The 19,674-nt window shown below is 72.1% G+C and carries 19 protein-coding genes; 16 read left to right on the top strand and 3 right to left on the bottom strand.

The features are described from left to right. Positions 1–80 precede the first annotated feature (80 nt). Both Z164_RS0101355 and Z164_RS0101350 read left to right on the top strand, forming a co-directional pair. Positions 81–359 (top strand): hypothetical protein, encoded by a 279-nt coding sequence (locus tag Z164_RS0101355; RefSeq protein ID WP_152540829.1) that lies wholly within the window; start codon positions 81–83, stop codon positions 357–359. A gap of 148 nt (positions 360–507) precedes the next feature. Continuing rightward, positions 508–1,209 carry a VIT1/CCC1 transporter family protein gene (locus tag Z164_RS0101350; protein WP_024888956.1) on the top strand — a complete coding sequence of 234 codons (702 nt, stop codon included), beginning with the start codon at positions 508–510 and terminating at the stop codon, positions 1,207–1,209. Between the two features lie 251 nt (positions 1,210–1,460). On the opposite strand, the gene Z164_RS0101345 is transcribed toward Z164_RS0101350, so the two are convergent. Continuing rightward, positions 1,461–2,126, bottom strand: a complete 666-nt coding sequence (locus Z164_RS0101345; RefSeq protein ID WP_052338319.1) for a COG4648 family protein — start codon at positions 2,124–2,126, stop codon at positions 1,461–1,463. A 34-nt stretch (positions 2,127–2,160) separates the two neighbouring features. Continuing rightward, positions 2,161–2,430, bottom strand: coding sequence for a phosphopantetheine-binding protein (locus Z164_RS0101340; protein ID WP_024888954.1), 270 nt, complete (start codon positions 2,428–2,430; stop codon positions 2,161–2,163). Between the two features lie 101 nt (positions 2,431–2,531). On the opposite strand from Z164_RS0101340, the gene Z164_RS0101335 reads away from it, so the two are divergent. The 9 genes from Z164_RS0101335 to Z164_RS0101290 all read left to right on the top strand — a co-directional run bounded on the left by Z164_RS0101335 (position 2,532) and on the right by Z164_RS0101290 (position 11,370). Next, entirely contained in the window at positions 2,532–3,890 is a 1,359-nt protein-coding gene (locus Z164_RS0101335; RefSeq protein WP_043688942.1) for an NAD(P)/FAD-dependent oxidoreductase, read from the top strand. After that, positions 3,887–4,879, top strand: a complete 993-nt coding sequence (locus Z164_RS0101330; protein ID WP_052338318.1) for a chorismate transformation FkbO/Hyg5 family protein — start codon at positions 3,887–3,889, stop codon at positions 4,877–4,879. The genes Z164_RS0101335 and Z164_RS0101330 overlap by 4 nt, the downstream gene beginning before the upstream one ends. A 286-nt stretch (positions 4,880–5,165) precedes the next feature. Then, a complete protein-coding gene (locus Z164_RS0101325) occupies positions 5,166–5,570 on the top strand; it encodes an MbcA/ParS/Xre antitoxin family protein (RefSeq protein ID WP_024888951.1) in 405 nt (134 codons plus the stop codon). After that, positions 5,561–6,268 carry an RES family NAD+ phosphorylase gene (locus tag Z164_RS0101320; RefSeq protein WP_024888950.1) on the top strand — a complete coding sequence of 236 codons (708 nt, stop codon included), beginning with the start codon at positions 5,561–5,563 and terminating at the stop codon, positions 6,266–6,268. Before Z164_RS0101325 ends, Z164_RS0101320 begins: the two co-directional genes overlap by 10 nt. 9 nt (positions 6,269–6,277) lie before the next feature. Further along, positions 6,278–7,267: a porphobilinogen synthase gene (gene hemB / locus Z164_RS0101315; RefSeq protein WP_024888949.1), complete on the top strand. Its 990-nt coding sequence runs from the start codon at positions 6,278–6,280 to the stop codon at positions 7,265–7,267. Positions 7,268–7,537: 270 nt separating this feature from the next. Next, positions 7,538–8,407 (top strand): shikimate dehydrogenase, encoded by an 870-nt coding sequence (aroE, locus tag Z164_RS0101310; RefSeq protein ID WP_052338317.1) that lies wholly within the window; start codon positions 7,538–7,540, stop codon positions 8,405–8,407. Positions 8,408–8,412: 5 nt separating this feature from the next. Continuing rightward, positions 8,413–8,754: a YkgJ family cysteine cluster protein gene (locus Z164_RS19720; protein ID WP_081770011.1), complete on the top strand. Its 342-nt coding sequence runs from the start codon at positions 8,413–8,415 to the stop codon at positions 8,752–8,754. After that, complete coding sequence (locus Z164_RS0101295; RefSeq protein ID WP_024888946.1) at positions 8,751–10,052, top strand: nucleotide sugar dehydrogenase; 1,302 nt, start codon at positions 8,751–8,753, stop codon at positions 10,050–10,052. The genes Z164_RS19720 and Z164_RS0101295 overlap by 4 nt, the downstream gene beginning before the upstream one ends. Before the next feature lie 283 nt (positions 10,053–10,335). Beyond that, positions 10,336–11,370, top strand: coding sequence for an SDR family oxidoreductase (locus Z164_RS0101290; RefSeq protein ID WP_024888945.1), 1,035 nt, complete (start codon positions 10,336–10,338; stop codon positions 11,368–11,370). Positions 11,371–11,389: 19 nt separating this feature from the next. Here Z164_RS0101290 and Z164_RS0101285 read toward each other — a convergent pair whose 3' ends face one another. Continuing rightward, positions 11,390–11,929: a gamma carbonic anhydrase family protein gene (locus tag Z164_RS0101285; protein WP_024888944.1), complete on the bottom strand. Its 540-nt coding sequence runs from the start codon at positions 11,927–11,929 to the stop codon at positions 11,390–11,392. 113 nt (positions 11,930–12,042) lie between these two features. Here Z164_RS0101285 and Z164_RS0101280 point away from each other — a divergent pair, with 113 nt between their 5' ends. From Z164_RS0101280 to cas7c, 5 genes are all read left to right on the top strand, one after another. After that, on the top strand, positions 12,043–13,461 hold the full coding sequence (locus tag Z164_RS0101280; RefSeq protein WP_024888943.1) for an aldehyde dehydrogenase family protein: 1,419 nt from the start codon (positions 12,043–12,045) through the stop codon (positions 13,459–13,461). 277 nt (positions 13,462–13,738) lie between these two features. Next, on the top strand, positions 13,739–15,976 hold the full coding sequence (locus tag Z164_RS0101275) for a CRISPR-associated endonuclease Cas3'' (RefSeq protein ID WP_024888942.1): 2,238 nt from the start codon (positions 13,739–13,741) through the stop codon (positions 15,974–15,976). Between the two features lie 341 nt (positions 15,977–16,317). Then, entirely contained in the window at positions 16,318–16,992 is a 675-nt protein-coding gene (gene cas5c / locus Z164_RS0101270) for a type I-C CRISPR-associated protein Cas5c (RefSeq protein ID WP_024888941.1), read from the top strand. Beyond that, positions 16,989–18,806: a type I-C CRISPR-associated protein Cas8c/Csd1 gene (gene cas8c, locus Z164_RS0101265; RefSeq protein WP_024888940.1), complete on the top strand. Its 1,818-nt coding sequence runs from the start codon at positions 16,989–16,991 to the stop codon at positions 18,804–18,806. Before cas5c ends, cas8c begins: the two co-directional genes overlap by 4 nt. Then, entirely contained in the window at positions 18,803–19,672 is an 870-nt protein-coding gene (gene cas7c / locus Z164_RS0101260) for a type I-C CRISPR-associated protein Cas7/Csd2 (protein ID WP_024888939.1), read from the top strand. Before cas8c ends, cas7c begins: the two co-directional genes overlap by 4 nt. The last annotated feature ends 2 nt before the right edge of the window (positions 19,673–19,674 follow it).

Genomic DNA, 19,674 nt, shown 5'->3' with positions numbered 1-19,674 from the left:
CCGGCGGGCGACGATCCGCAACCGGCGGGGGCGCGCGCCGTCGCGCTCCCGCCACCTTCCGAAACGCACGAGGCGAACGCATGATGAGGATGGCTTTGATCGCGACGTTGCTGCTGGCAGGCTGCGGACTCGACAACCGACAGCCGACCGCCCAGCACGGGCCGCTGGAACGCGCGACCATCGTCGGCAGCGCCGAGACCCCGGACCCGGTGCTGGCGCGGGTGAGGGAACTGGAGAAGCAGGGCGTGGTGCAGGACGTGGTGGTGCTGGAGTCGTTCCCGGTCCAGATCCGCCTGCTTGCGCCGAAAGCCGTCATCGACGAGCTGAACCGGATGCCGCGCGAAGGCGCGCTGCGCTGACCCCGCCACCGCCGGCCGGCGCGACGGCACCGACCTCGCCCGCCTGACTGCCCCTGCGCGGCCGCACCGATCCGGATCCGCCAACGCGCCCATACCGCGCCCGGGCCGGTGGCGTCACACTGCGCTTTTCGCCCAGCGCAAGCCCGCGATGAACAGCCGCCATCCCGAACGCCACCGCAGCGGCCGCGCCGGCTGGCTGCGCGCCGCGGTGCTGGGCGCCAACGACGGCATCGTCTCCGTCGCCGGGCTGCTGGTGGGGATCGCGGCCACCGGCGCCAGCCACGAGGGCGTGCTGGCCGCGGGCGTGGCCGGCACCGTGGCGGGCGCGATGTCGATGGCCGCCGGCGAGTACGTGTCGGTGCAATCGCAGGCCGACGCCGAGCGCGCCGATCTCGCCCTGGAGCGCCGCGAACTGCGCCAGGCGCCCGAGGACGAACTGGACGAACTGGCGGCGATCTACCGCGCCCGCGGGCTGGACCCCGCCCTGGCGCGTCGCGTGGCCGAACAGCTCAGCCGCCACGACGCGCTCGCCGCGCATGCGCGCGACGAGCTGGGCATCACCGACACCCTGCGCGCGCGCCCGCTGCAGGCCGCGGGCGCCTCGGCGGCAGCGTTCTGCGTGGGCGCCGCGCTGCCGATGGCCGCGGCCCTGCTCGCCCCCGCCGGCCGCGTGGAGGCGGCGACGATCGCCGCCACCCTGACCGGCCTGCTGCTGTCGGGCAGCCTGGCCGCCTGGGCCGGCGGCGCCCCGATCGCGCGCGGCGCGATCCGGGTGGCGTTCTGGGGCGCGCTGGCGATGGCCGCCGCCAGCGCGGTCGGCCGCCTGTTCGGCGTGTCCGTGGGCCTCTAGCCGCATCGACATTCGACCTGCAGCGCCAAAGCCGTCCTCCCGCCGCAAGCGGGTTCATCTCGTCCCATCTCCCGCAAGCGGGACCACATTGTCCCTTCTCCCGCCCCCCGCTTGCGGGGGAAGGTAAAAACAAGATGCCCCCCGCTTGCAGGGGAAGGGAAAAACGGCCTACCCCCGCCTGCCGGGGCAGGCGAAGGGCTGCCTTTTCGGCGCCGGGAATGTCGATCCCCCAAGGGGACCGCAAAGGCCGCTCAGCGCAGCAGGTCGCGCCAGAACGCCGGGCCCAGCCCGCCCATGCGGCGCAGGAAGTCGCCGAAGCCGGCGTAGCGGCCGGGGAAGCGGCGCGCGCGGTAGGCGTACTCGCCGGCGAACATGCCGGCCACCACGCCGTAGTTGAGCAGGTTGGCGCACCACGACCACTGGGTGCGGGTGATCGACACCGGCGGCGCCACGCCCAGCGAGGCCAGCAGGCCGTCCGGGACCGCGATCGCCGCCAGCACCAGGTTGAACAGCGCCAGCAGGCCGAGCAGCCAGGCCCAGGCGGCGGTCAGCGCGCGGGTGTAGGCGGCCAGCTCCGGCGCCAGCGCTTCGCCCGGCCGGCCTTCGAGCGCGCCCACGATACGGGCGATCAGCGGCTGCCGCCCCGCGCGCAGGGTGCGGGCGAAGACCCAGGCGATCAGCCCGATGAACGCCACCGGCACCAGCAACAGCGGGATGCCGGCGTGCCCGACGGCATACAGCCAGTACGCGGCCGCCGCCAGCGGCGCCAGCGACAGCCAGGCCCACGCGCGCCGCGCGGCCAGCGGCGCGGCCAGCAGCAGCGCGGCCAGCGACAGCGCGTCGCTGCGCCAGGCCGCGGCCAGATGGGCCAGCACGCCGTAGGCGAGCGCCAGCAGCAGTTCGGCGATCAGGACCACGGGCGGGGCCGCGCGCGCGCCGCGGCGGGCGGCCTCACGCCGCGCGGTGCTGTTCGACGTGCGCCGACAGCGCCCGCAGCGAGGCGAAGATGCGGCGGTTCTCGTCGCTGTCCGAGCGCAGCTGGAAGCCGTAGCGCTTGCTGATCGCCAGCGCCAGCTCCAGCGCGTCGATCGAGTCCAGGCCGAGGCCGGCGTTGAACAGCGGCGCCTCCGGGTCGATGTCGGCGGCGGCGACGTCCTCGAGGTTCAGGGTCTCGACCAGGAGTTCGGCGAGTTCGCGTTCGGCGGGGGTCTGGCTGGACATGCGGGATTCCGGGATGAACGGGTGCGGGAGCGCGGCGCGTTCCGGGCGCCGCGCTATGATGCGCGCCCGGAATGATGGCACGGGGCGCAGGCCACCGCGAGATGAGCGATTCCAGCGAGACCGACAGCGGGCAGGCCGTGCCCGTCGACACCGACGTGCTCGTGATCGGCGGCGGGCCGGCCGGGACCACCGCGGCCACCCTGCTCGCCCGCCGCGGCTGGCGCGTGACCCTGCTGGAGAAGGACGCGCACCCGCGCTTCCACATCGGCGAGTCGCTGCTGCCGATGAACCTGCCGATCCTGGAGCGGCTCGGCGTGCTGGAGCAGGTGCGCGCGATCGGCGTGCGCAAGGCCGGCGCCGACTTCCCCGTCGGCGGCGAGGGCGATCGCACCAACGTATTCCGCTTCGACCGCGCGCTGGATCCGAAATTCGGCTACGCCTTCCAGGTCCGGCGTTCGGAGTTCGACCAGTTGCTGTTCGAGCATGCGCGCGCCAACGGCGTCGATGCGCGCGAGCGCACGCGCGCCGAGCGCATCGAGGCCGATGCCGACGGGCGCCCGCGCATCGTGCGCGCGCGCGACGGCGACGGCCGCGCGCTGGCCTTCCGCATCCGCTACCTGATCGACGCCAGCGGCCGCGACACCTTCCTGGGCGCCAGGCTGAAGCTCAAGCGCAAGAGCCGCGAACACCAGTCGGCGGCGATCTTCAGCCATTTCCGCGGCGTCGAGCGGCGCCCCGGCGAGGACGCCGGCAACATCACCGTCGATCGCTTCGAGCATGGCTGGTACTGGCTGATCCCGCTGCCGGACGACGTGATGAGCGTGGGCGCGGTGTGCGCGCCCGCCTACCTCAAGCAGCGCCGCGGCGACAACGAGGGCTTCCTGATGCAGACCCTCGCCGCGCGGCCCTCGGTGCGGTCGCGCATGCAGGGCGCCGAGCGCGTGGCGCCCGTGCACGCCACCGGCAACTACTCCTACCGCTGCACGCGCATGGCCGGCCCGGGCTGGGTGATGGCCGGCGACGCCTACGCCTTCATCGACCCGGTGTTCTCCTCCGGCGTGTACCTGGCGATGAACAGCGCCGAGCACGCCGTCGAGGTGGTCGATGGCGCACTGCGCGAGCCGGCGCGCGAGGCCGCGCTGCAGCGGGCGATGACGCGACGGCTGCAACGCGGGCTGAAGCACTTCTCGTGGTTCATCCATCGCTTCACCACCCCGGTGATGCAGCGCCTGTTCGTGTCCCCGCGCAACGACTTCCAGCTCGAGCAGGCGGTGATTTCCATGCTCGCCGGCGACGTGTTCGACAACCGCGCGGTGCTGCGCCGGCTGTACCTGTTCCGGCTGGTGTACCTGTGCAACGCCTTGGCCATCGCGCCGCAGGCGCTGCGCGGCTGGTGGCGCCGCCGGCGCCGGGTCGGCGAATCGTTCAGCGGCGACACCCTGCACGAGGGCAACCCGTGAGCCGGCCGCTGCCCGCGATCGACGACGTCGCGCGGCTGGACGTGGACTACGTCGAGGCCGCGCCGGACGCGGTGCTCGGCGACGCCACGCTGGCGGTGTTCGCGTTCGGCCCCGACGCCCCCGCCCACGACGATCCGCGGGTGCTGCGGGTGCCGCTGGCCCCGTTCGGCGCCGCGCCGCTGGAAGTCTGGCGCGCGACCGGGCCGGTACGCCGGGGCCGCGACGGCGATATCCGCTGGGCCAGCGACGGCCGCCTGAGCTTCGGCGCGATCGAGGTGCCCGAGACCGGCGGCGACATCCGCGAGGCCGCGCGCCGCGCCTACGCCGGGCTGATCCGCCACGTCGGCGCCGGCCCCACCCCGCACCTGCTGCGGATCTGGAACTACCTCGATGCGATCACCCTGGGCGAGGGCGACGCCGAGCGCTACCGGCAGTTCTGCGTCGGCCGCGCCGAGGGCCTGGGCACGGTGGACCTGGGCCGCCTGCCGGCCGCCACCGCGATCGGCCGTTGCGACGGCGAGCGCGTGCTGCAGGTCTACTGGCTGAGCGCCCGCGAGCCCGGCACGCCGGTCGAGAACCCGCGCCAGGTCAGCGCCTACCGCTACCCGCGCCGCTACGGACCGCAGGCGCCGACCTTCGCCCGCGCGATGCTGGCCGCCGACGGCCACGCCATGCCGCTGCTGCTGTCGGGCACCGCCGCGGTGGTCGGCCACGCCTCGCAGCACGCCGGCGAGCTGCTGGCGCAACTGGAGGAGACCTTCGCCAACTTCGACAGCCTGCTCGCCGCCGCCCGCCAGCACCGGCCCGACCTGCCGCCGCAGTTCGGCGCCGGCACCCGGCTCAAGGTCTACGTGCGCGACCGCGCCGACCTGCCGGTGGTGGCCGACGCCTTGCAGGCGCGGTTCGGCGAGCGCATCCCGCGGGTCATCCTGCACGCAGCGGTCTGCCGCCAGGAGCTGGCGGTCGAGATCGACGGCGTCCACGGCTGACCCGAACTGCGCCCTCTGTTTTTCCTTCCCCCGCGAGCGGGAAACATGCTGTTTTTCCCTTCCCCCGCAAGCGGGGAGCATGCTCTCTTTTCCTTCCCCCGCCTGCGGGGGAAGGTGCCGAAGGCGGATGGGGGCACGCGGGAGAAGGGACGACATGGCCGCGCCTGCGGAAGCAGGGACGGCTCGACGTCCTCGCTCCGGCCGCCCGCTGTACGGATCGGGACGATATCTTGCAATAAGTCCCAATCGGGACTAGCTTGGCGATGAGCCCCTCCCGGAGACGGCCATGTCCCCCGCTCTCGCCCATCGCCCCCCGGAGCCCGCGCCGCGCGACCCGGCCGGCGCCGCCCTGCGCACCTTCTTCCGCCTGAGCGCGGCCTGGGGCCTGGACACCCGGCAGGAAATGATCCTGCTCGGCCAGCCCGGTCGCTCGACCTTCTTCCGCTGGAAACGCGGCGACGTCCGCCTGGTGCCCGGCGACGTGCTGGAGCGGATCAGCTACCTGCTGGGCATCTACAAGGCGCTGCACATCCTGTTCCCGGACCCGGCACAGGCCGATGGCTGGATCCGGCGGCCCAACGCCGCACCGCCGTTCGGCGGCGCCAGCGCGCTGGAACGCATGCTGGGCGGGCAGGTCGCGGACCTGTTCGTGGTGCGGCAGTACCTGGACGCGCAGCGCGGATGGGACTGACGCCGCCGGTCCGGCGCATCGCGTGGGACCCGACCTACCGCATCGTGCCCAGCCGCTTCCCGCCGACCGGCCTGTTCGACGCCATCGCCGACCCGGCGGACCTGGACGCAGTGATCGCGCTGGAAGGCATGACCAACCCGCGCCTGCGGCAGGAGGCCGGAAGGATCGACCTGGTACCGCGGCAGCGACGCATCTCCGGCCCCGGCACCACCCCGGTCATGGCCGCCTTCACCCATCTCAATCCCGAGGGCTCGCGCTTTTCCGACGGCCGCTACGGCGTCTACTACGCCGCCCGCGACCGCGATACCGCGATCGCCGAGACCATGCACCACAAGGCCCGCTTCCTGCGCGCCACCGCGGAGCCGGCGTGCGTGCTGGAGATGCGCGCCTACTGCGCGCGCGTGGCCGGCGCCTTCCACGACCTGCGCGGCGGCTGGCCGGAATTGCACGATCCCGACGGCTACGCGCGCAGCCGCGCCGCCGCCCGCGCGCTGCGCGAGGCCGGCAGCGACGGCCTGCTGTTCGACAGCGTGCGCCGGCCCGGCGGCGAATGCGTGGCCGCCTTCCATCCCGACCTCGTCTCGCCGGTACGGCAGCAGGCGCACCTCTACTACCACTGGGACGGCCGCGCCTTCACCCACGCGGTCGTCGCCGGCGAGGTGATCGCCGCACCGATCGGCGCGCGGGAGCGGGCGTAGAATGCGCGCATGAGCCGACTGCCGATCCGCCCGCGACGCATGCGCCGCGACGACTTCTCGCGCCGCCTGATGCGCGAGCACGTACTCACCCCCGACGATCTGATCTGGCCGGTGTTCGTCCACGAGCCGGACGGCCGCGCCGCGGTGCCGTCGATGCCGGGCGTGGAGCGGGTGTCGGTGGACGAGCTGCTGCGCCTGGGCGAGGAAGCCTGCGCCCTGCGCATCCCGGCGCTGGCGCTGTTTCCGGTGACCGCACCGGAGGCGAAGTCGCTCGACGCCGCCGCGGCCTGGGACCCGGACGGCCTGCTGCAGCGCGCGGTTCGGGCGCTGAAGGCGCGTTTCCCCGAGCTGGGCGTGATCACCGACGTCGCCCTCGACCCGTACACCGTGCACGGCCAGGACGGCCTGCTCGACGCCCACGGCTACGTGCTCAACGACGAGACCGTCGCCGCGCTGGTCCGGCAGGCGCTGTCGCATGCCGAGGCCGGCGCCGACGTGGTCGCGCCCAGCGACATGATGGACGGGCGCATCGGCGCGATCCGCGAGGCCTTCGAGGAGGCCGGCCACGTCCACGCCCGCATCCTCGCCTACGCCGCCAAGTACGCCTCGGCGTTCTACGGCCCGTTCCGCGACGCGGTCGGCTCCGCCGCGGCGCTGGGCAAGGCCGACAAGGCCACCTACCAGATGGACCCGGCCAACGGCGACGAGGCGCTGCGCGAGGTCGCGCTCGACCTCGAAGAGGGCGCGGACATGGTGATGGTCAAGCCCGGCCTGCCCTACCTCGACGTGGTGCGGCGGGTGAAGGACGCCTTCGGCGTGCCGACCTTCGCCTACCAGGTCAGCGGCGAGTACGCGATGCTGCAGGCCGCGATCGACCACGGCTGGCTCGACGAGCGCCGCTGCGTGCTCGAAGCGCTGATCGCCTTCAAGCGCGCCGGCGCCGACGGCGTGCTGACCTACTTCGCCCCGCGCGCCGCGCGCTGGCTGCGCGAAGGCTGACGACGACCGGCGATCCGGCCGTCGCCGCGCGGCTGCGCCGGCGCCTCGACGATCCCGGTTACGCGATCCGGGTGGCGGCACCGGCCGGCGACGACATCCCGGTCGGGCCAGCACGTCGATACCCTGGCCCCGCGCCCGCCGCCCGAGGCGCCCCGAGCGCTGCCGGAGCGCATCGAAAACCCGGCCGCGGGAGTAGACTCGGGCGCTCCGCGACCGGCCGCGCCCCGCACCGCAAGCGGTCGCGCACACCCGCAGGCCAGAGGATCCCGAATGAGCCCCGCCGACGCCGACGCCTTCCCCGCACCCCGCTACGCCGTGTTCGGCCAGCCGGTGTCGCATTCGCTCTCCCCCGCCATCCACGCCGCCTTCGCCCGCCAGCAGGCGATCGCACTGCGCTACGAGGCCATCGAGGCCGCGCCCGAAGCGTTCGCCGACGCGCTGGCGCGCTTCGCCGAGGGCGGCGGCCGCGGCGCCAACGTGACCCTGCCGCTGAAGCAGGCCGCGGTGGACCTGTGCGCGACGCTCGGCGACAGCGCGCGCCGCGCCGGCGCGGTCAACACGCTGGTCCGCGACGGCGCGGGCTGGCGCGGCGAGAACACCGACGGACGCGGGCTGGTGCGCGACCTGACCGAGCGCGCCGGACTCGACCTGCGCGCCCGCCGCACCCTGCTGATCGGCGCCGGCGGCGCCGCGCGCGGCGTCGCGCCCGCGCTGCTGGATGCCGGCATCGGCGACCTGTACATCGTCAATCGTACCGGCGCGCGCGCCGATGCGCTGGCCGACGCGCTGGGCGAACCCGGCCGCGTGCATTCGCGCTACCTCGACGACATCGGCGCGCTGGGCGAGTTCGAGCTGATCGTCCACGCCACCTCGGCCGGCCGCGGCGCGCCGCCGCCGGCGCTGCCGCGCGCGCTGCTGGCCCCGCGCGCGGCCGTGGTGGACCTCAACTACGGCGAGGCCGCGGTGCCGTTCCTGGCCTGGGCGCGCGCATCCGGCGCGCACGACGCCATCGACGGCCTGGGCATGCTGGTCGAGCAGGCCGCCGAGAGCTTCGCCCTGTGGCACGGCGTGCGCCCGGAGACCGACACCGTCTACGCCGAGCTGCGCGCGCGCCAGAACCTGCTGGTCACCGCCGACTGAACGACGTGTCCGGCACCCCCACCTGCCGCGACGGCTGCGGCGCCTGCTGCATCGCCCCGTCGATCAGCTCGCCGATCCCGGGCATGCCGCAGGGCAAGCCGGCCGGCGTGTCCTGCGTGCAGCTCGACGAGCGCCTGCGCTGCCGACTGTTCGGCCGCCCGGAACGACCGGCGGTCTGCGCCTCGCTGCGGCCCTCGCCGGCGATGTGCAACACCGACCGCGACCAGGCGCTGCGCGGCCTGGCGGCGCTGGAGCGCGCGACCGCGCCGGCCCGCGCGGCGACCGCGGCCGAAGCGGTCATAATCGCTCCGGCCTGCCCGCGTCCGGGCGCCAGGATCCGCGCATGACCCCACCGCCCCCGCCGGCCCACACCCGGATCGCCGTGATCGGCCTCGGCTACGTCGGCCTGCCGCTCGCGGTGGAGTTCGGCAAGCGCTACGACACGGTGGGCTTCGACATCGCACCCGCCCGCGTGGCCGAGCTGCGCCAAGGCCGCGACAGCACCCGCGAGGTGGAGCCCGCCGAGCTGGCGGCGGCCGGCCTGGCCTTCAGCGACCAGCTGGAGGACATCCGCGCCTGCAACGTCTACGTCGTCACCGTGCCCACGCCGATCGACGACGCGCGCCGCCCCGACCTGGGCCCGCTGATCCGCGCCAGCCGCGAGATCGGCAGCCTGCTCGCGCCCGGCGACACCGTGATCTACGAGTCCACCGTGTATCCCGGCTGCACCGAGGAAGTCTGCGTGCCGATCCTCGAAGCCGCCTCCGGGCTGGTCTGCGACGCGCGCGCCGCCGACGGCGCGGCCAGTTTCCGCTGCGGCTACAGCCCCGAGCGCGTGAACCCCGGCGACCGCCAGCACCGGGTGGCCGACATCCGCAAGGTCACCTCCGGCTCCACGCCCGAGGCGGCCGACTTCATCGATGCGCTGTACGCCGGCATCATCCGCGCCGGCACCCACCGCGCCTCGAGCATCCGCGTGGCCGAGGCCGCCAAGGTCATCGAGAACACCCAGCGCGATCTCAACATCGCCCTGATCAACGACCTCGCCATGCTGTTCAACAAGCTCGGCATCGACACCCAGGAGGTGCTGGAGGCCGCGGGCACCAAGTGGAACTTCCTGCCGTTCCGGCCCGGCCTGGTCGGCGGCCACTGCATCAGCGTGGACCCCTACTACCTGACCCACAAGGCGCAGCAGGTCGGCCACCACCCGGACGTGATCCTGGCCGGGCGCCGCACCAACGACGGCATGGGCGCCTACGTCGCCCACGAGGTGATCCGCCTGATGCTGCGCAAGCGCATCAACCCGGTCGAGGCGCGCATTCTGGTGCTGGGACTGTCGTTCAAGGAGAACTGCCCGGACCTGCGCAACACCCGCGTGGTCGACATCGTCGAATGCCTGCGCGGCTACAACGCGCGCGTGGAGGTGCACGACCCGCTGGCCGACGCGGCCGAGGCGCGGCGCGAATACGGCCTCGACCTGGTCGCTCCGGCGGCCGGCGAGTACGACGCGATCGTGCTGGCCGTGGCCCATGACGCCTACCGCACGCTCGGCGCCGCGGGCATCCGCGCCTACGGCAAGCCCGGCGCGGTGCTCTACGACGTCAAGTCCCTGCTGCCGCGCGACGCGGTGGACGGGCGGCTCTAGGTGGAATCGACATTCAGCGTGCGCAAGACGCCTTCCCCGCAAGCGGGGGGCATCCTGTTTTTCCTTCCCCCGCAAGCGGGGGGGACATCCTGTTTTTCCTTCCCCCGCAAGCGGGGGAAGGTGCCGAAGGCGGATGGGGGGCACGCCGCAGGCGTGCGAAAGCCGCCCTTGCGGGAGAAGGGACGATACGCACCCGCTTGCCGGAGAAGGGACGAGACGCACCCGCTTGCGGGAGAAAGGACAGCCCGGCGCTGCAGGCCGAATGTCGATACGCTCTAGCCCCATGACCGCCTACTCGCAACTGCTCCGGCAACTTCCCTCGACGCCGCGCACCTGGCTGGTCACCGGCGCCGCCGGCTTCATCGGCTCCAACCTGCTCGAGACCCTGCTGCGCCTGGACCAGCGCGTGATCGGCCTGGACAACTTCGCCACCGGTCACCGGCGCAACCTCGACCAGGTGCGCGAACGCGTCGCCCCGGCGCAATGGGCGCGGTTCGCCTTCGTCGAGGGCGACATCCGCGATCCCGCCTGCTGCCGCGACGCCTGCGCCGGCGTGGATCACGTGCTACACCAGGCGGCGCTCGGCAGCGTGCCGCGCAGCCTCGATGACCCGCTCGCCACCCATTCGGTCAACGTCACCGGCTTCCTCAACATGCTCATCGCCGCGCGCGATGCCGGCGTGCGCAGCTTCACCTACGCCGCCAGCAGCAGCACCTACGGCGACCACCCGGCCCTGCCCAAGGTGGAGCACGCGATCGGCCGGCCGCTGAGCCCCTACGCCGTCACCAAGTACGCCAACGAGCTGTACGCCGAGGTCTTCGCGCGCTGCTACGGCTTCGCCTCCATCGGGCTGCGCTACTTCAACGTGTTCGGCCCCCGCCAGGACCCGGACGGCCCGTATGCCGCGGCGATCCCGCGCTGGATCGCGGCGCTGCTCGAAGGCGCGCCGGTGTGGATCAACGGCGACGGCGAAACCAGCCGCGACTTCTGCTACATCGCCAATGCCGTACAGGCCAACCTGCTGGCCGCCACCGCGTCGGACCCGGACGCGCTGAACCAGGTCTACAACGTCGCCGTCGGCGAACGCACCACGCTGAACGCCCTGTTCGCGCAACTGCGCGAAGCGCTCGCGCCGCACGGCGCCGCGCCCGACGCGCAGCCGCACTACCGCGACTTCCGCCCCGGCGACGTCCGCCACAGCCAGGCCGACATCGGCAAGGCGCAACGGCTGCTGGGCTACGCCCCCACCCACCGGCTCGCCGACGGCATCGCCGAAGCCGCGCCCTGGTACGCGGCGGCAACGCGGCTGACCGCATAAGGCACCGCCGGGCGCGCGGTCAGCCCTGCGCGGCCCGGTACTCGTCCTTCAAGCGCACGTAGTGCGCGGCGCTGTAGTACAGGCCCTCGATCTGCGCCTCGGTGAGCATGCGCACCTTGCGCGCCGGATTGCCCACCCACAGCTCGCCCTCGCCCACCACCTTGCCCGGCGGCACCAGCGCGCCGGCGCCGATCATCGCGCGGGCGCCGATGCGCGCGCCGTCGAGCACGATCGCGCCCATGCCGATCAGCGCCGCGTCGCCGACCGTGCACGCGTGCAAGATCGCCTTGTGGCCGATGGTCACGTCCTCGCCGACCACGGTGGCGAAACCGCCCAGCTTCGCGTGCGGGCCGTCGTGGCTGACGTGGATCACGGCGCCGTCCTGCACGCTGGTGCGCGCGCCGATGCGCACGAAGTTGACGTCGCCGCGCACGACCGCGCCCGGCCATACGGAGACGTCGTCGCCGAGCGCTACGTCGCCGATGACGGTGGCGGCGGGATCGAGATAGACGCGCGCGCCCAGTTGGGGCAGGCGGTCGCGGTAGGGGCGCAGGGACATCGCAGCACGCGGAGATGGACGGAGCCGCAGCTTAGCGCGTGCGCGGGCGCGCACAAGCGCACTGCCCGCCCAGGCGGCGGCGCCGGACGCGCAGGCGCGGCTACACTCGCCGCATGGACGCCACGCCCCATCCCGCCGCGCCCGCCGCCACGCCCGTCGATGCGCTGCCGGCCACGCTGGCGCGCCTGCGCGAGGCCTGGCGCGCGCGCAAGCCCGGCCTCGACCAGCGCGAGGACGACCTGGGGCGCCTGCACGAGGCGCTGAAACCGCGCCTGGACGAGATGGCGGCCGCGATCGCCGCGGACTTCGGCCACCGCTGCATGCACGAATCGCTGCTGGCCGATGGCATGACCGCGCTGGGCGAACTCGACCACGCGCGGCGCCGCCTGCGCCGCTGGGCAGCGCCGCAGCGGGTCTTCCCCGGCTGGCGGCTGTGGCCCGCGCGCGCCGAGCTGCGCCGCGAGCCGCTCGGCGTGGTCGGGGTGATCTCGCCGTGGAACTACCCGGTCGTGCTCGCCCTCGGCCCGCTCGCGTCCGCCATCGCCGCCGGCAACCACGTCTTCCTCAAGCCGTCCGAACACACGCCGCGCACCTCGGCCTTCCTCGCCGATCTGCTCGCGCAGGTCTTTCCGCCCGAGCGCGTGGCGGTGGCGCTGGGCGGCCCCGAGATCGGGCGCGCGTTCTCCGCGCTGCCGTTCGACCACCTGGTGTTCACCGGCTCCACCCGCGTCGGCCGCGAGGTCATGCGCGCCGCAGCCGAACACCTCGTTCCGGTGACGCTGGAACTCGGCGGCAAGTCGCCGGCGATCGTCGCACCGGACTACCCGCTCGCGCGCGCCGCCAGGCGGCTGGCCACCGGCAAGTGGTTCAACGCCGGGCAGACCTGCATCGCGCCCGACTACGTGCTCATCGACGCCGCGCGCCGCGACGCGCTGGCCGATGCCCTGCGCGACGAGGTCGAACGCCGCTATCGCCGCGACGCCGATGCCGACTACACCCGTATCGTCAACGAGCGCGAGTCCGCGCGACTGCGCGGCTGGATCGAGGAAGCGCGCCCGCGCAGCGCCGGCGTCATCACCCTCGCCGCGCCGGAGGGCGAACGCATCGTGCCACCGACCCTGGTGCTCGACCCGCACGACGACACCGCGCTCATGCGCGAGGAGATCTTCGGCCCGGTGCTGCCGATCAAGAGCTATCGCACGCTCGAGGAAGCCATCGCCTTCGTCGCCGCGCGCCCGCGCCCGCTGGCGCTGTATCCCTTCAGCGACGACCGCGCGACGGTGGAACAGATGCTCGCCGCGGTGCTGGCCGGCGGCGTCACCGTCAACGACACCCTGCTGCATTTCGCCGCCAGCGCCCTGCCCTTCGGCGGCGTCGGCGCCAGCGGCATGGGCCAGCTCCACGGCCGCGCCGGCTTCGACGCGCTGAGCAAGCCACTGCCGGTGCTGTGGCAACGCCGCTGGGCCGCCACCGACCTGCTGAAGCCGCCGTACCGTCGCCTGGACCGGCTGATCCGGCGGCTGGTTCGGTAGCTGCGGTCCGCATCGGCTCGGCGCGACCGACGCCCGGCGAGATGCCAGATCGAACGGTCGCGGCGGTCCGGCAGCCTGCAAAGCGACGCGGTCCGCCTCGCCTCCTCCCAGCAACGGCACGCCCCGTGTCGGATTTTCCCTACTCGACGACAAGCCGTTTTCCGACCTGCAGGCGAACCGGAAACAGCCGACACTGGAATGAGCGACACATGCCGTCCAGGCAAGCGAACACCACAGGCTCGGCGCCGGTCACGGCACGGATGCAGCAGGGGGCTGCATGGATTTCTTCGCACATTCGACGCAGGACCCCGCCCGCACGGACTGGCAGGCGCTCCGCACGCATCTGCAGGATGTCGCCGATCTGGCCGCGGCCAATGCGGCGCCATTCGGCGGGCAGGCGCTGGCCCGGCCCGCCGGACTGCTGCACGACATCGGCAAGTACACCCGCGAATTCCAGGACCAGCGGCTGCGGGGCCTGGGTCCGCGCATCGATCACGCCACGCACGGGGCCCTGCTGGCGCACGAGCGGTATCCGTGGCTCGGAACGCTCATCGCCTATGCGGTCGCCGGCCACCACGCCGGCCTCGCCAACGGCGGTGTGGGAACGCAGCGCAGCGCGCTGAAGGACCGGCTGTCGAAGGACTACCAGCGCAGCCTGGCCGCCCTGCTCCCACAATGGGAAGACGAGATCCGGTTGCCCGCGGGCGTCGCCCTGCCGGAAGGCTTCCAGCCACGCAGCGAGCGCGGGGCGTTCCAACTGATGCTGCTGACCCGGATGGTCTTCTCCTGCCTGGTCGATGCCGACTTCGTCGACACCGACGATTTCTACCGTCGCATCGAGCACCGCGAGCCGCGCCCGCGCGGCGGACATCCGACGCTGCAGGCGCTGCGCGAAAGGCTGGACACCCACCTGGCCGCGCTCCCCGGCGATGGCGCGGTCAACCGGCTGCGCGGGGACATCCTCCGCCACGTCCGCGCGCAGGCGGGCCAGGCGCCGGGCCTGTTTTCCCTGACCGTCCCCACCGGCGGCGGCAAGACCCTCGCCTCGCTGGCGTTCGCGCTCGACCACGCCATCGCCCACGGCCTGCGCCGGGTGATCTACGTCATCCCCTTCACCAGCATCGTCGAGCAGAACGCCCAGGTGTTCCGCAGGGCGTTCGGCGACCTGGGCGATGCCGTACTGGAACACCACAGCGCCCTGCCCGATGACCCGCACTCGGCGCTCGAGGGCGACGCGAAGCGCCGGCTGGCGATGGAGAACTGGGACGCGCTCGTCGTGGTCACCACCGCCGTCCAGTTCTTCGAGAGCCTGTTCGCCGACCGGCCGTCGCGTTGCCGGAAGCTGCACAACATCGCCGCCAGCGTGGTGATCCTGGACGAGGCGCAGACCATGCCGCTGGACTTCCTGCGGCCCTGCGTGGCCCTGCTGGACGAACTCGCACTCAACTACCGCGTCAGCCCGGTGCTGTGCACGGCGACGCAGCCGGCCCTGCGCGCGGATCAGGGCTTCAAAGGTGGCCTGGCCCATGTCCGCGAACTGGCGCCCGATCCGCCGGCGCTGTACGCGCAACTGCGCCGCACCACGGTCCGCCACCTCGGCGAACTGGACGACGCCGCGCTCGAGGACCGGCTGCGTCGCAGCGAACAGGTGCTGTGCATCCTCAACAACCGCCGGCACGCGCGCCACACCTTCGAGGCCATCGCCCAGGCACCCGGCGCCCGCCACCTGACCACGCTGATGTACGCGCATCATCGCCGCCAGGTGCTCGACGAGGTGCGCCAGCGATTACGCGAAGGCGAGCCATGCAGGCTGATATCGACCTCGCTGATCGAGGCCGGCGTGGACGTGGACTTCCCGACCGTGCTGCGCGCCGAGGCCGGGCTCGACTCGATCGCCCAGGCCGCCGGACGCTGCAACCGGGAAGGGCGCAGGCCGCGCGAGACCAGCGAGGTGCTGGTGTTCCGTCCGCTCAATCCCGACTGGAGGCCGCCTCGCGAACTGAGGCAGTTCGCCGAGGTTTTCCGCCAGATCGAACGCCAGCACCGGCACGACCTGCTGGCGCTCGATGCCCTCTCGGCCTATTTCCGCCACCTGTACTGGCGCCGCGAGCCGGACCTGGACCGCAAGGACCTGCTCGGCCTGCTGCGCAACGCTTCGCCGGACACCCTGCCGTTCGAGACTGTGGCCACCGCATTCCGCATGATCGAAACCGCGATGAAGCCGGTGATCGTGCCGTTCGAGCCGGGCACGGCGCACGTGCTTCCCGACGTGGCTCGCGCCCTGGACGACCTGGCCTACGCCCCGGCCGCCGCGCGTCGATTGCAGCCCTACCTGGTGCAGGTCCCACAAGGCGCCTACGACGCGCTCTGGCGCGCGCATGCGCTGGAGCCCATCGCACCGGATCGCTACGGCCAGCAGTTCGTCCGCCTCGTCAACCCGAGGCTCTACGACGCCCGCTTCGGCCTGCATTGGGACGACCCGAACTTCCTGTCCGCGGAAGGCCTGGTTTGGTGATTCTACTAGTTGCTACTCACGAGAACATCAACTAATCTAGCCGAGCCCGACAGGACCTGCAGGGGCTCAACCGATGACAGCGCCAAAAGATGACGACGACGAGACTAACTACTCGGTGCGGTTACGCCTGGACATCAGAAGCAAGCAGAGACCTCCTGTATGGCTGTGGGCACTTGTCGCCTTTGCCACATTGGCAACGTTGCTTGGCCCGCTATTGAGTTGGCTGATCCGAGTAATTCGCTAGGCGTGGATTGAAACTCGTGGAGTGCTACTAGGAGGAACCCGCCCCCTTCTTCACGGAAGGGGGCCATTCCACAAAATTCGCCCAAAGAGGGGGACTCATGGGATACGGCATCAAGCTCCACGTCTGGGGCGAGCGGGCGCTGTTCACACGTCCGGAAATGAAAGCCGAACGCGTGTCCTACGACACGATCACGCCGTCTGCGGCGCGCGGCATCCTGGAAGCGATCCACTGGAAGCCGGCGATCCGCTGGGTGGTGGACACGCTGCTGGTCCTCAAGCCCATCCGCTTCGAGTCGATCCGCCGCAACGAGGTCGGCAACAAGCTCTCGGCCGACAGCGTCCGCAAGGCGATGCGGTCCGGCCGGCCCGGCGACGTGGCGAGCTTCGTCGAAGACGATCGCCAGCAGCGCGCCACTACGCTGCTGCGCGACGTGGGCTACGTGATCACGGCGCATTTCGAGCTGACCGACAAGGCCGGCCCGGACGACAGCGTCGGCAAACACCTGGACATCTTCAACCGACGTGCCCGCCGAGGGCAGTGCTTCCAGGCGCCCTGCCTGGGCACCCGCGAATTTCCCGCCAGCTTCGCCCTGATCGAACACGACGATCCTCTGCCGGCGCCCGACCCGGCGATGGCCGGCGAACGCGACCTGGGCTGGATGCTGCACGATCTCGATTTCGCCAACGGCGCGGTGCCGCACTTCTTCAGGGCGCGCATGGTCGACGGTCTCATTGAGGTGCCGCCCTTCGGCGGACAGGAGCGCCGCGCATGATCCTGGCCGCGCTCGACGCCTACTACGCCCGGCTGCGCGACGACCCCGAGTCCGGCATCGCCGCCCCCGGCTACAGCCCGCAGAAGATCGGCTATGCGCTCGTCCTCGGCGCCGGCGGCGAACTCATCGACGTGGAGGACCTGCACGAACAGGCCGGCAAGCGGCGCATCCCCAGGCTGCTCAGCGTGCCGCAGCCCGAGAAGCGCACCGTGGCGATCAAACCCAATTTTCTCTGGGACAAGACCAGCTACGCGCTCGGCGTGAGCGCGACCAGCAAGCGCAGCGAGCAGGAGCATGCAGCATTCAAAGCCCTGCATCGCGACGCGCTGGCGGGTGCGGACGATCCCGGCCTGCGCGCGCTGCTGGCGTTTCTCGAGGCGTGGTCGCCCGCGAGATTCCACGATCACCCTCGCATTGCCCCCCACGGCGACAACCTGCTGGACGCCAACCTGGTCTTTCGACTGGACGGCGAAACGCGATACGTCCATGACCGCCCGGCCGCCCGCGACGCCTGGGAACGCCTGCAAGGGCAGTCCGGCGGCGGCCTTCGCGGCACCTGCCTGGTGACCGGCCGGCAAGCGCCCCTGGCGCGCCTGCACCCGGCAATCAAAGGCGTAAACGGAGCGCAAAGCTCGGGCGCTTCCCTCGTCTCCTTCAATCAGCCGGCCTTCGCCTCCTACGGCAAGGAGCAGGGCGAAAACGCACCCGTATCGGAGCAGGCGACGTTCGCCTACACCACCGCGCTCAACTACCTGCTCCGCCGCGACACCCGCAACCGCCAGCGGCTGCAGATCGGCGACACCACGGTCGTGTTCTGGGCGCAGGCCGCGGATGCCGGCCAGGCCGCGCAGGCCGAGGACGTGCTGGCCGCATTCTTCGATCCCGGCAACGCCGACGAGCGCGCGACCGCGCGCCTGCAGGGCGCCCTGGAGCAGGTTCGACAGGCCCGGCCACTGCGCGAACTGGGCGCCGACCTGGACGACGACACCCGCATCTTCGTGCTCGGCCTGGCCCCCAACGCCGCGCGCCTGTCGATCCGCTTCTGGGAAACCAGCTCATTGGGCGCCTTCGCCAGCCGCCTGGCCGACCACTACGCCGACCTGGCCCTGGAGCCGTTGCCCTGGCGCCGGCCGCCCACGCCGCAAGCCCTCGCGCTCGCCACCGCGCCGATCTACGACGGCCGCGCCAAGGCCGAGGACGTGCCGCCGCACCTGGCCGGCGAACTGACCCGCGCGATCCTGACCGGCGCGCGCTATCCGCACAGCGTCCTGGCCGCGATCGTCATGCGCTTCCGCGCCGACGGGGAAATCACGCCGCTGCGCGTGGCGCTGTGCAAAGCCACCCTGGCCCGGGCCGCGCGCCTGGACCGTCAACACCGACACCACACCGACAAGGGGGAGCCGCCCGTGAGTCTCGATCCAGGCAACACCGACCCCGGCTATCTGCTGGGCCGCCTGTTCTCCACGTTGGAGAACGTGCAGCGGGCCGCACTGGGTACCAAGGTCAACGCCACCATCCGCGACCGCTACTACGGCGCGGCTTCCGCCACGCCCGCCATCGTGTTCCCCGTCCTGCTGCGCACCGCCCAGAGCCACCTAGGCAAGCTGCGCAAGGACAAGGGAGGCCTGGCGACCAACCTGGAAAAGGACATCGGCCAGATCGTCGACGCCCTGCCGCCCAGCTTCCCTCCCAGCCTGGACATCCAGGCGCAGGGGCGGTTCGCGATCGGTTACTACCACCAGACCCAGGCCCGCTTCGCCCGCCCCGACGCGCAAGACGCCGACGACACCGCATCCGAAGGAGACGCCGAATGACCGCCCTTGCCCACCGCTACGAATTCGTCTATCTGTTCGACGTCACCAACGGCAACCCGAACGGCGACCCCGATGCCGGCAACCTGCCGCGCCTGGACCCGGAGACCAACCGCGGCCTGGTCACCGACGTGGCGCTCAAGCGCAAGATCCGCAACTACGTCGCACTCGAAAAGGAATCCGAGCCCGGCTATGCGATCTACATGCAGGAGAAGTCCGTCCTCAACAACCAGCACAAGCAGGCCTACGAGGCCGTGGGCATCCAGCACGAGCCCAAGAAGCTGCCCAAGGACGAAGACAAGGCCCGCGAGATCACCGCCTGGATGTGTGCGAACTTCTTCGACGTGCGCACCTTCGGCGCGGTGATGACCACCGACGTCAATGCCGGGCAGGTCCGAGGCCCGGTGCAGATCGCGTTCGCCACCTCGATCGATCCGGTGCTGCCGCTGGAAGTCTCGATCACGCGCATGGCCGTGACCCATGAAAAGGACATCGAGAAAGAGCGCACGATGGGCCGCAAGCACATCCTGCCCTACGGCCTCTATCGCGCGCACGGCTTCGTCTCGGCCAAGCTCGCCGAACGCACCGGCTTTTCCGACGACGACCTGCAACTGCTGTGGCGGGCGCTGACCAATCTGTTCGAGCACGATCGTTCGGCCGCGCGCGGCGAAATGGCCGCCCGCAAGCTCATCGTGTTCAAGCACGAGAGCGCGATGGGCAACGCCCCCGCCCACCTGCTGTTCGACAAGGTCGTGGTGGAGCGCACCGAGGCCGGCACGGCGACGCCCGCGCGCGGCTACGGCGACTATCGCGTCCGCGTCGACCGCGAGGGCATTCCGGCCGGCGTCAGCGTCGAAGAAGTGCTCTGAGC

This window comes from Luteimonas huabeiensis HB2 (genome assembly GCF_000559025.1).
Lineage (GTDB): Bacteria > Pseudomonadota > Gammaproteobacteria > Xanthomonadales > Xanthomonadaceae > Luteimonas > Luteimonas huabeiensis.
Note: the sequence above shows the minus strand (reverse complement) of the source record. Positions and strands in the feature narration are given on the sequence as shown.

Coding starts and splice junctions, on each gene's coding strand:
- Z164_RS0101295 (WP_024888946.1), top strand. CDS start 8,751: ATGACCCCACCGCCCCCGCCGGCCCACACCCGGATCGCCGTGATCGGC.
- Z164_RS0101320 (WP_024888950.1), top strand. CDS start 5,561: ATGGGACTGACGCCGCCGGTCCGGCGCATCGCGTGGGACCCGACCTAC.
- Z164_RS0101280 (WP_024888943.1), top strand. CDS start 12,043: ATGGACGCCACGCCCCATCCCGCCGCGCCCGCCGCCACGCCCGTCGAT.
- hemB (WP_024888949.1), top strand. CDS start 6,278: ATGAGCCGACTGCCGATCCGCCCGCGACGCATGCGCCGCGACGACTTC.
- Z164_RS0101290 (WP_024888945.1), top strand. CDS start 10,336: ATGACCGCCTACTCGCAACTGCTCCGGCAACTTCCCTCGACGCCGCGC.
- cas7c (WP_024888939.1), top strand. CDS start 18,803: ATGACCGCCCTTGCCCACCGCTACGAATTCGTCTATCTGTTCGACGTC.
- Z164_RS0101335 (WP_043688942.1), top strand. CDS start 2,532: ATGAGCGATTCCAGCGAGACCGACAGCGGGCAGGCCGTGCCCGTCGAC.
- Z164_RS0101285 (WP_024888944.1), bottom strand. CDS start 11,929: ATGTCCCTGCGCCCCTACCGCGACCGCCTGCCCCAACTGGGCGCGCGC.
- aroE (WP_052338317.1), top strand. CDS start 7,538: ATGAGCCCCGCCGACGCCGACGCCTTCCCCGCACCCCGCTACGCCGTG.
- cas8c (WP_024888940.1), top strand. CDS start 16,989: ATGATCCTGGCCGCGCTCGACGCCTACTACGCCCGGCTGCGCGACGAC.
- Z164_RS0101325 (WP_024888951.1), top strand. CDS start 5,166: ATGTCCCCCGCTCTCGCCCATCGCCCCCCGGAGCCCGCGCCGCGCGAC.
- Z164_RS0101340 (WP_024888954.1), bottom strand. CDS start 2,430: ATGTCCAGCCAGACCCCCGCCGAACGCGAACTCGCCGAACTCCTGGTC.
- cas5c (WP_024888941.1), top strand. CDS start 16,318: ATGGGATACGGCATCAAGCTCCACGTCTGGGGCGAGCGGGCGCTGTTC.
- Z164_RS0101350 (WP_024888956.1), top strand. CDS start 508: ATGAACAGCCGCCATCCCGAACGCCACCGCAGCGGCCGCGCCGGCTGG.
- Z164_RS0101275 (WP_024888942.1), top strand. CDS start 13,739: ATGGATTTCTTCGCACATTCGACGCAGGACCCCGCCCGCACGGACTGG.
- Z164_RS0101355 (WP_152540829.1), top strand. CDS start 81: ATGATGAGGATGGCTTTGATCGCGACGTTGCTGCTGGCAGGCTGCGGA.